Here is a 7,174-nt window from a genome sequence, read left to right on the forward strand (position 1 = left end):
CGCTGATCGTGCGGAAGTCCGGACGCTGCATCCCCGTTACAGCCGCAAAATCCAGCCGCTCCTCGCAGCCCCGTGCGATCTTGCGCGACGAGTAGATCCCCTGGCTGTACGCATAAAGCAGCAGCGCTACCATCATGCCAGGATGATAGGGCGGAAAGCCGCGCTCCTCGTCGTAGACATCCATGATCCGCGACAGGTCCAAGCCGGTGCGAACCGTGTCGCGCACAAAGTGGGCCGTGTGCCCGGAAGGCACCAAATCCTGGATCGATGGCGGCAGCAGCCAAACCTGATCAACGTCCCAAGGACGAAATGTCTTGCTCATCCACCGTTTGAATCACAACGCTTGTTCTTCGTCGAGAAAAATCCGATTGCTCGGACAGGCTCCTAGAAAAAAAGCAATCGATGCGCGAAATTTCGCCAACCATAAGTTTGTTCGAGCGGCGTTAGCAACCGATTTTACGCGTCTGCAGATAAGAAAGCACGATTATCTGCACTGTATCGCCAACTCTCGCTTAATCAGCTGAGCTACGTTCGGGCGACTTCCCAGCCTCAATCCGGGCAGGCTCGATGGATTGGCTAGGGGGTGTCATGGGTTGATGACTTGGGGTATTCGGAGCGCCAATTGATGCATTCTCGGCAGGATATCGGGCCAGATTACCCGAACCACGCGAAGCGGTTTGCACCGAAAGCGGCGATCCCAGCGAAACCATGAGCGCGACGACAGCTCATGCGTGTTCGGGGCGCGCAGTAGAGAAATTTGGTGAGGGCTTGCGTACGGTTTGCACGAAGAAAGTTGTGAGATAGAAAAAGCAGCGAAGATGCATTGCACAAGTTATTGCGGCGGCCGAGAATATGATCTAAGAGTTGCTACCTTTAAGCGAACTCTTTTTTGGGACTTTAATATGAAAAAGTTTCTAGGGCTTTTCCTGATCGCCCAGTTTTTCTTGCTTTCCGCCGAGGTCATGGCGCAGGGGCTTCCTGCTCCCTCGTACTGGAAGAATGAACGAGGTTCGGAACTGTTTGTTTGGTCCAACAACAACGGGGCAATACAGGGGGTTTTCACAAACCATGCTCAAGGGTTTGCGTGCCAGGGCATTCCTTACCCTGCATCGGGAGCCTTCGGTCCAACCGGCTTGTACTTTGTTGTTACTTTTGCCCAATGCAATTCCTTCACCCGCTGGGTCGGAAAGACTCACGGCTCCCAAATGCCCACGTCTTGGACGCTGTTCTACATCGACAAGAATGGTAGACCCAGTAAGTTGAAGGGCAAGGATACATTCACGCGCGTATGGTAGTTTGCGCGCCGACCCGAGGCACCTGCGTCCGCAGTGAACATTTTCTAAGTTATTGATTTTTCTTGTCGTAGCAGGTGTTTCCGCCACGTTTTGTTCACGGTCGTTCCACCGAATTCGTTGCGATTTCGTTGCGGCACCTCTTAAGGAGAACAACTCTCGCTGCCGGGCGTGAGCATCTTTGTGATGTGCATAGGGCAGCAACGTCGGTGTGCGCTGCATGCAGAAAGCGACGCCCGTACTCGCGGCGCAAGGGCATGAAAAGATTTCAACGGCAGCGATCGCCAAGGCTGCAAGGGTCTGCGCCGGGACATTTTACTTATACTTCGGGTCCAAGGAAGAACTGCTTGTCGAGCTCTTCAAGGGCAATATCGAAAGAACCTGGGACGATGCGTTTACGCTCGTTCGAACGCGCGATACGCTCGTTGAACAGCTCTCCTGCCTGCTAGCGAATACGACAGCAGGTCACGATCGAGATCCCGCGCTGTCCCGCATATTCTTCCGGGAAATTCTGTTTATGCAGCCGCCGGTTCTCGCAGCTGCATCGGACTTTGCCGCATCCGTACTCTATCGCCGGCCTTCTTCGCGCGTCGCAGGACCGCAACGAATTCGCTGCCGAGGTCGACCCAGCATGCTCGCTCATGTCGTCTTCCATCTTGGTTTCAGTCAATGCTGCGCCATTACAGCGGCGCAGTCACCGCTGACATGCTGGCCCGTCGGCTGATCAAGGCCATCCGAATGATTGTCACGGCCATGTGCCCGGTGCGGCTTGAACGGGTTAGCCCGTGCGCGGCGGCTACCCCTTAGACTTTCGACGGCGTAGCTCGCATCAAGACCGTACATCGCGAAAGTTGCGACAATGACGCGCCAGAGAAAAGGCTCTCCCCGCCTAGCTCAACAGGCCCGTACTATTGGGCCCTGCGCAACGCGGACGGGATCATACTTAGGTAGCGGTTGCGCGGTTGGCGTGCCAGCAAATTAGCAGAGTTCGCGCGAGCGGTTGGTGGCGATGTTGTTCGGCCAGCGCGTGAAGAAGCTCGATGCTGTTCAACTCGCCTTGGCGCCGGAGACCTCAAGATCGCCATCGCAGCGGCGAAGAAGCTGAGGAGGAGAAGCACGATCCCCCGCACTGTTGAGATGTGTTTCCGGGGATGAATCAACAGCAGTGCAGTCGCGACCTCCGACTGATTTCTAGCAGCCGCCGTAGGCAAGAGGGCTTATCGCCTTCTAAGCAGACTTCACTACCGGCCAGCGCCGGCGGGGATCAAGGCCGAGCCGGTGCGCGATCCGCTCCCCGGCAAGGCTGGCCTCGGCGATAGCCTTGCCCGCATCGATACCGGTCGCGCGGCCGGAGTCGAATACCACGTTGCCGTCGACAATGACGGTTTGAATGCTCCGACCGTCTGCGCAGTACACTAGATTTCGGACGACATCGTGGCGAGGCATCCACTCCGGCGTCTCAATGTCATAGAGGGCGAGATCCGCCGTCTTCCCCACCTCCACCGACCCCAACTCGTCGTCCCACAGCACAGCACGGGCGCCGTTGAGTGTCGCCATTTCCAGTGCCGTCTCGGCGGGGACCAAGTTGACGTCCATGCGCGCGTCCTTGAAGAGGCCGGCGGTAATCCCGGCTAGGAGGCTGGTCCATGAAGGCTCTGATTGCTCTCATCGCTGCTATTGCAGGCGTTGCTGTGACCCTGGCGCACCTAAAGGAAGGTGTGCTGCACTTTCACCTTCCTAAAGATCCGACTTGGACGACCGCGGGAACGCTGCTCTTTTCGGTTATTGCGCTTGTTATCGGCCTAGCTCACCTCCCATTCCATTAAAGTGCTGATGCAGCGCAATGTCATCTGCGCGGCTCTCGTAGTCGTGTTTGCTGTGTCCCTCCTTTCCCTTGTTGTGGGGGGAGCCTGGCTGTTTGGGATGATCTTTATCGATGCATTCCGTTCCGAGAAGCATATCGTGCTCGTGCTGAGCAGTGTGTGGGGCGGCGGTGCCCTCACTCTTGCGAGCCTCTTCATTCTCGGCGCGATCGGGGAAAAGTACTCGCCTGTCGGATGGGTTGGAGCGAACGATAACCGCGACCCGAATGCGCCGGCTAAGGTAGAGCCGGTTGTCGTGGCCGATACCTATCTCAGTCCGAGAACATCAGAGCTTTACGGCCGACCAGTGCCTGCGCCGATGACGAAGTATGTGTCTGAACGACTTCGGCCTGATCCGATGAGAGAGCGCCCTTCGTCGTCACCGCCTTGACCGGCGCCTTCCATCAAGCTCAGTGCTATCGCGTCGATACTGGTTGACATGTTCAAAGCGGCGCATAGGCGAATCTAGGTGTCCTCTGGCAAATTCAGTTTGTATCGGGTGTGCCTGAGTTCGCCCGTTTTCGTAAACGCGCCCATTTCGACAAGATCTTGTAGGTCTCTTGTCGCGGTGGCGCGTGATGTCTTGGTGATGCTGATATAGTTTTCCGCACTCAGGCCGCCCTTGAACCGATCGATGCCTTCGTGGAACATACGCGCCACGACCTTTTCTTGGCGCTCGTTGAATTGACCGCGAAGGCGCTCATAGAATTTGGCCTTAGCGACGTAGAAATCGACCCGGTTAATTGTGCTCTCTTGCGCTTCGAGAATCGTCAGCGCGAAATATTTCAGCCAATCGGTGATTTCGAGGTCTTTGTTGTTCCGCTCCAAAGCTTCGTAGTAAAGCCGCCGCTTGCATTCGATCGTATAAGCGAGCGCAATGAGCGTCGGCTGCCCGAGATTTTCCGCCAACGACTTTTCCGCTATGGCGCGTCCGATACGGCCGTTACCATCCTCGAACGGATGAATGCAAACGAAATAGAGATGCGCGATACCGGCGCGCGTAAGGGCGGGCAGGGGATTTTTTCCCTCTGGCGCGCCGTCATTGAACCAGATGATGAACGCATCCATCTCCTTTTTCATTCTGTTGGAGGGAGGCGCCACAAAGTGAACTTTGGGCTTTACTGCAATCGGTGTCACAACCTGCATCGGTTCGGGATGGGTGCGGTAGCCGCCGATGTCCTGGATTTTCCGATCGCCGCTCATCAGCATCTTGTGCCACTTGAACAACATGTCGTGCGTCAGCGGATCGGCGAATCTTTTATAGAGATTCGCCATCATTTCCGCGATGCCGTGCTCGGCTTCGTTGACGTTGGTATCGTCGCCCTCAAGTCCGAATTGCTGACGCAGCGAGCATTGAACGCTCTCGCGCCGCAGTATCTCGCCTTCAATTTCCGAGGTTTTTACCGCTTCGTCGCTGATGAGCTCGATTTTGAGCATGTCACGGTCATCCTGGCCGACATGCTTGAAAGCGCCCAAGAACTCGCCGGATTTGACGAGAAACTTGGTTTCGAAGGGCTCTAAGAGCTTCGAATCAAAGGTAAATTTGGGCCAATCGGGCTTTTCCCAGTTCCACATGAGCTATAGAAACCTCCGCTATACCTCAGAATAACTGCATTTATGAGCTATAGCAACGAATTCTATAACTCACGGGCCTGCTATTGAGGGACAAGCGGATGACGATGCTGCTTGGCATTGCATCACAACTCAGCCGTGCTTTAGTCTCGAACTCAATTGGGGCGTCAAACAAAAACTTGGAGACTCCGTTCGCCGGTGCGGCTTCATGCGGCCTAATTCATATCGACAGCACGGATGTGGGAACGACACTAAACCGCGACTTTCTAAATTTTACCGGCGTCTCTGACACGGTTGTTGAAATCATCGTTCAGGCTCAGGGCAACCGATCTCCATTGGAGTTTCTGGTGCGTGGAGCGCTGGCAAGTCCTCAATGATCAGACTCGTCCCGGACGGTCACTTCAAATTCCCCCACCTGTGGTCGCGCAAACTCCCCCACTTGTGGAGCAGGACAAGAGGCTTTTAGGTTGACTGGGTTTTGCGTGCAAGGGCTTCGGCGGCTTCCTTGAGGCGGTAGCTGCGGCCGTCGAACTCAAGCAGATGATAATGGTGCATGAGGCGGTCAAGGATCGTCGTGCTCATGGTGTTGTCGCGGAGATAAGCGCCCCAATCCTGCACGACGCGATTGGACGTGACGATGACGCTGCGGTGCAATTTGTAGCGTTGATGGATCAGATTCTGCAGCAAAGCGCCGGCTTCGTCGGGGATGGTGCGAGCGAGGAACAGATCGTCAAGCACAAGCAGATCGCAGTCAGAGATGCTCCGCAGTCGCGCTTCGCGCTGAGCGGCGGGGCTGAGGGCGTAACGGTTGAAGAAGTCATCGGCCTCGAGATACTGGACCTTGTGGCCTTGCAGGATGGCCTGGTAGGCGACGGCCTTGGCCACGTGCGATTTGCCGGTGCCGGGCTTGCCAATGAACAGAGCGTTTTCACCGACCGCGACAAACTTCAGCGCATGCAGCTGGAAGCAGGCCTGACGCGGCAGTTTGGGATTGAAGGACCAGTCGAACTCCGCGAGCGTGAGCTTCTCTTCAAGCCCGGATTGCTGGTAGCGGCGAGCGATGAGACGGGACTGACGACGATCGAGTTCGTCCTGCAGGAGCAGGCAGAAGGTCTCGAGGAACGGTTGGCTGGCGCCCTGGGCCTGCAGGACGCGGGTCTCGAGCGTGTCGCGTATGCCCGACAGCCGCAACTGTCGTAGGCAGCGATCAATTTCTGGCAAGGTCATGGTCATTCCGAATGATCTCCTGTGGAGGTTGAAAGGCAGAGTTGATCGGCAATCAAGGTCGCGGCGGGAGCGCTCGCGTCGTCGGAGCTGGCCGGGATTGCGGAGACGACGCGAGCGCGGTTTGGTGCGGGCTGATCATTGCCGTTGTTGCCAGGCCGGCGCTCGATGCTGGCCCGGTTCTGGGCGCCGAGGCGAAAGAGTTCGCCGTACTCGTCTGCGGGACGGATCAGTGGATGATCCTGCGTCAGAGACAGCGTGAGTTGTGGTGCCTGATCGACGCGCTCGAGCGCCCGCTCGAACAATCGCTCAAGGATGGCGCGCACCTGTTTGTAGCGATGGATGTGATGACGCATCGCGTGATCGCAGGCTTGCTCGACGAGCCGGGCGGGATACTTCTTCGCAAGTCCGACAATGCCCCACATCGCGCGTTGTCCAACGCGACCTTCGGTGTCGAACAGGTGCTGACAGAGCGCCTTCGCTTGCGGTCCGATGTCGCCGGCGCTTGCCAGCAGGAAGGCGGTCTGACGAGATGGATTGAACGGGCGCTCGTTGTGCGGCAGTTTGAGCGAACCCGGCCGTGCGGCGCGGGCATGAACGCGCAGCAGCGCCTGGGTGCTGCGGTCGCGGATCTCGATCGTGGTCTCGTAAAGGCGTACCACGACCTGGCTGCCGATCGGCGCGGGGCGCGCGGCATAGTCGCTGTGATCCACCCGCACGGTGGTGTCGTCGTAGACGGTACGCACGAGCTCGGAGAAGTAACGGAAGCCGGTCGCGGGCAATGGCCGCAGATGCGGCTTCTCCTCCTGGAACATGGCCTCGACCTGACGCCTCATGCTGCCATGGATGCGTTTGGAAGCCCAGTTCGTCTCCCAGTGCTCCAGAAAGCTGTTCTGAGCCTCGAGTGACTCGAAGCGCCGCCCGGCGAGCGCGGTGCCCTGGGTGTGCTGGATCGCGTTCTCCACGGTCCCCTTGCGGTTCGGGTCCCGCACCCGTGCCGGATCGGCGACGACGCCGTAATGCGCGAGCACCGCGCCGTAGAGCCGGTTGAGCTCGGGCTCGTACAGGTCGGGCGTGACGACGCCTTCCTTCAGATTATCGAGCTTATGTGCCGGACATCGTTATGTGGCTGGCAACGGCTTGAGCCGGTCTTTCGGGGGAGGACCGCGGGCGAGTGGGCACATAATGCGCTACAGCGAGTTGAGCCAGTCGAGCAGGGTTTTG

Annotated in this window: 9 protein-coding genes and 1 pseudogene; 5 read left to right on the forward strand and 5 right to left on the reverse strand. The window is 57.7% G+C overall.

Annotation, left to right across the window (positions count from 1 at the left end):
* A partial coding sequence (locus GWE18_RS41505) for a transposase (protein ID WP_275191248.1) occupies positions 1 to 322 on the reverse strand: 322 nt, incomplete at its 3' end.
* Between the two features lie 580 nt (positions 323 to 902).
* Between GWE18_RS41505 and GWE18_RS41510 the strand changes: the two genes are divergently transcribed.
* Positions 903 to 1,295, forward strand: a complete 393-nt coding sequence (locus GWE18_RS41510) for an avidin/streptavidin family protein (protein WP_057854504.1) — start codon at positions 903 to 905, stop codon at positions 1,293 to 1,295.
* Positions 1,296 to 1,512: 217 nt separating this feature from the next.
* Positions 1,513 to 2,016, forward strand: a complete 504-nt coding sequence (locus tag GWE18_RS41515) for a TetR/AcrR family transcriptional regulator (protein ID WP_275191249.1) — start codon at positions 1,513 to 1,515, stop codon at positions 2,014 to 2,016.
* A gap of 503 nt (positions 2,017 to 2,519) precedes the next feature.
* Here the strand turns inward: GWE18_RS41515 and GWE18_RS41520 are convergent.
* Positions 2,520 to 2,888, reverse strand: a complete 369-nt coding sequence (locus GWE18_RS41520; protein ID WP_057902536.1) for an amidohydrolase family protein — start codon at positions 2,886 to 2,888, stop codon at positions 2,520 to 2,522.
* Positions 2,889 to 2,938: 50 nt separating this feature from the next.
* Here GWE18_RS41520 and GWE18_RS41525 point away from each other — a divergent pair, with 50 nt between their 5' ends.
* Together GWE18_RS41525 and GWE18_RS41530 are read left to right on the forward strand one after the other, a co-directional pair.
* Positions 2,939 to 3,118: a hypothetical protein gene (locus GWE18_RS41525; protein ID WP_275191250.1), complete on the forward strand. Its 180-nt coding sequence runs from the start codon at positions 2,939 to 2,941 to the stop codon at positions 3,116 to 3,118.
* Between the two features lie 7 nt (positions 3,119 to 3,125).
* On the forward strand, positions 3,126 to 3,545 hold the full coding sequence (locus GWE18_RS41530) for a hypothetical protein (protein WP_156439717.1): 420 nt from the start codon (positions 3,126 to 3,128) through the stop codon (positions 3,543 to 3,545).
* A 74-nt stretch (positions 3,546 to 3,619) separates the two neighbouring features.
* Here GWE18_RS41530 and GWE18_RS41535 read toward each other — a convergent pair whose 3' ends face one another.
* Complete coding sequence (locus tag GWE18_RS41535; RefSeq protein ID WP_275191251.1) at positions 3,620 to 4,729, reverse strand: Fic family protein; 1,110 nt, start codon at positions 4,727 to 4,729, stop codon at positions 3,620 to 3,622.
* 98 nt (positions 4,730 to 4,827) lie between these two features.
* Between GWE18_RS41535 and GWE18_RS41540 the strand changes: the two genes are divergently transcribed.
* Positions 4,828 to 5,103 carry a hypothetical protein gene (locus tag GWE18_RS41540; protein WP_275191252.1) on the forward strand — a complete coding sequence of 92 codons (276 nt, stop codon included), beginning with the start codon at positions 4,828 to 4,830 and terminating at the stop codon, positions 5,101 to 5,103.
* An 85-nt stretch (positions 5,104 to 5,188) separates the two neighbouring features.
* Here GWE18_RS41540 and istB read toward each other — a convergent pair whose 3' ends face one another.
* Positions 5,189 to 5,953, reverse strand: coding sequence for an IS21-like element helper ATPase IstB (gene istB / locus GWE18_RS41545; protein ID WP_275191253.1), 765 nt, complete (start codon positions 5,951 to 5,953; stop codon positions 5,189 to 5,191).
* 2 nt (positions 5,954 to 5,955) lie between these two features.
* A pseudogene (locus GWE18_RS41550) lies at positions 5,956 to 7,065 on the reverse strand (IS21 family transposase); the annotation flags it as partial.
* Positions 7,066 to 7,174: the final 109 nt, after the last annotated feature.

The sequence above is a fragment of the Bradyrhizobium sp. CSA112 genome (assembly GCF_029051645.1).
Classification (GTDB): domain Bacteria; phylum Pseudomonadota; class Alphaproteobacteria; order Rhizobiales; family Xanthobacteraceae; genus Bradyrhizobium.